This window comes from Streptomyces sp. URMC 126, assembly GCF_051386555.1.
GTDB lineage: Bacteria > Actinomycetota > Actinomycetes > Streptomycetales > Streptomycetaceae > Streptomyces.
In genome coordinates, this window is the sequence record NZ_JBPQTX010000553.1 from 1 (window position 1) to 2312 (window position 2312).

3 protein-coding genes are annotated in these 2312 nt (G+C 72.6%); 2 read left to right on the forward strand and 1 reads right to left on the reverse strand.

The genetic code is table 11. The annotated features are described in order from the left end of the window. Positions 1 to 1112, forward strand: a 1112-nt coding sequence (locus tag ACSNOK_RS32600) for a S8 family peptidase (protein WP_436784401.1), incomplete at its 5' end; no start/stop codon positions are given. A 28-nt stretch (positions 1113 to 1140) separates the two neighbouring features. Here the strand turns inward: ACSNOK_RS32600 and ACSNOK_RS32605 are convergent. Next, complete coding sequence (locus tag ACSNOK_RS32605) at positions 1141 to 1494, reverse strand: hypothetical protein (RefSeq protein WP_436784402.1); 354 nt, start codon at positions 1492 to 1494, stop codon at positions 1141 to 1143. 662 nt (positions 1495 to 2156) lie between these two features. On the opposite strand from ACSNOK_RS32605, the gene ACSNOK_RS32610 reads away from it, so the two are divergent. Beyond that, on the forward strand, positions 2157 to 2312 hold a 156-nt coding region (locus ACSNOK_RS32610; RefSeq protein ID WP_436784403.1), incomplete at its 3' end, for an FAD-dependent monooxygenase.

Consider the following 2312-nt stretch of genomic DNA (forward strand, 5'->3'; position numbering starts at 1 on the left):
ACCCCGACCCCACGGCGCCCCGCGCCGCCCTGCACCGCACCAGCGGACGCGCCGTAGCCGGCCACTACATCGTCACCCTGCGCCAAGGCGCCAGCCCCCGCACCCTGACCGCCCGGCTGGGCGTCACCCCGGACACCGTCTACCAGCACGCGATGCTCGGGTTCGCCGCCACGCTCTCCCCCGCGCAGCTGGACGCCGTCCGCCGCTCGCCGGACGTACGGTCCGTGGAGGAGGACGCGGTCCTCCGCCAGTCGGCCGCCGACCCGGCGACGTCCTGGGGGCTGGACCGGGTGGACCAGCGGAAACCGCCCCTGGACGGGCAGTTCACGGTCGCCGGCACCGGCGAGGGCGTCACCGCGTACGTGGTGGACACCGGGATCGACTACACCCACCCCGAGTTCGGCGGGCGCGCCCGCAAAGGCGTCGACCTGGTGGACCCGGCCGGCGACGGCTCCGACTGCCTGACCGGCTCCGGGCACGGCACGCACGTCGCCGGAATCATCGGCGGCGGAGAGCACGGCGTCGCCCGGAAGGTGGCGCTGGTCAGCGTGCGGGTACTGGACTGCGAGGGGACGACGTCGGCCTCCCGCTTCGTGGCGGGCCTGGACTGGGTGGCCCAGCACGCCGGGCCGGCCTCGGTGCTCAACGCCTCGCTCAACGGCCCGTACTCGGCGGCGACGAACGCCTCGGTGGCGGCGGTCGCCGCCCGTGGGGTGCCGCCCGTCGTCTCGGCGGGCAACGCACAGCCGGCGACCGCGGCCACCGACGCCTGCGCCAACTCCCCCGGCAGCGCGCCGGGAGCGGTGGTCGTCGGGGCGACGGACCGGAACGACCGGATGACGTCGTTCAGCAACTGGGGTTCCTGCCTCCGCCTCCTCGCCCCGGGCCTGGACATCGTCTCCGCCCGCGCCGGCGGGGGCGCCACCACGAAGAGCGGCACTTCACAGGCGGCGCCGCACGTCACCGGGGTCGCCGCGCTCTACAAGGCGGCACACCCGGACGCGTCGGCGCAGACGGTGTCCGACTGGCTGGCGGCCCAGGCGACTCAGGGAGTACTGAGCGGCCTCCGCGACGGCACCCCGGACCGGCTGCTCTTCACGGGCGGCACGTGAACCGGGTCCGCGCCACCCCCACCCGCGCTCACACGCGGCGCAGCACAACCAACGGGCAGTTGTCCGGATCCGTTTCCCGGAAAAGGACTTGTTCGTCGTGGTCCCGGCCGACTGCGAGCACCCGAAGCGGCTGGAGCCTGAGCGCATACGGCATGTCCGTGAAGTCCGGTGAAACTCGCTTTTCGACCTCGCCGGCGAACCCGGACAGCCTCCAATCGCCGGCGCCGGACGGCCCCTCGTATTCCCCAGCCACCTGCTCTTCGCCCACCCCGCCGACCGCCCTCAGACACCCTTGCCCATCCGATGCGAGCCACACGCCCCCGAGAAGACCACCGATAGCCAGGACACCCACAGCAGCCCCGGTCATCAGAAAACGCGGCACTGAACCGAACAGAAAACGGGCGCAACGGCGGATCCACCCCCTGCTACGCACCATTGTTCGGGGCCTTGTCGTTCGGCCCCGCCGGCAGGATCGGCGGCTTCGGCGAACCGTGCCGCCCCTGGCCGCCCTTGGTCGCCATCGTCTTCCCCTTCATCCATCGGATCAGTGATCAACCGCCGAGGCTACCCCGCACACACGTGTGCCAGAACGGGGGCCGCCATCCCAAGAAAGCACGCGCCCCCCACCCGCCAATAACACTCGCGGTACTGGCAATTGCTTCTGCGGCCAGGCAACCGGACGCGTCTTCCAGGGAAGGATGAATTTCGTCCCCGACGGGGCCGCACCCTACGGACGACGACCCGCGGCCTGGTCGTACGCACGACGCCACCGCCACCCGGACCGAGGGCGTCGCCGCGTGCCGCCGAAGTCCTGGACCTACGCGGCTGGTTGGACCCGATCACCGAGCAGGCCCTCACTACCCTGCCCGGGGGCCACTTCGCCGGCATCCCGCTGGACTACTCGCCCTTCGACACCCGCTTCCCCTACCAGGTCGGCATCCCGCAGACCCGCGTCGAGCGATTCCTGGAGGAAAACCTCGCGACGTACGGCGTCACGCCACCGTCGGCGGGCCGGACAGCACCCCCACCCTGCGCGCCGCCTACCTGGTCGGGGCGGACGGCGGACGCAGCCGGGTGCGCGAAGAGCTCGGCGTCGGCTTCCCGGGGCGCGACGGCCGGATCTCCCTCGTCGTCGCCGACATCGCCCTCGAACCCCACACCGGACTGCCCACCGAGTGGCGCCTCCCCGCCTTCGACGGG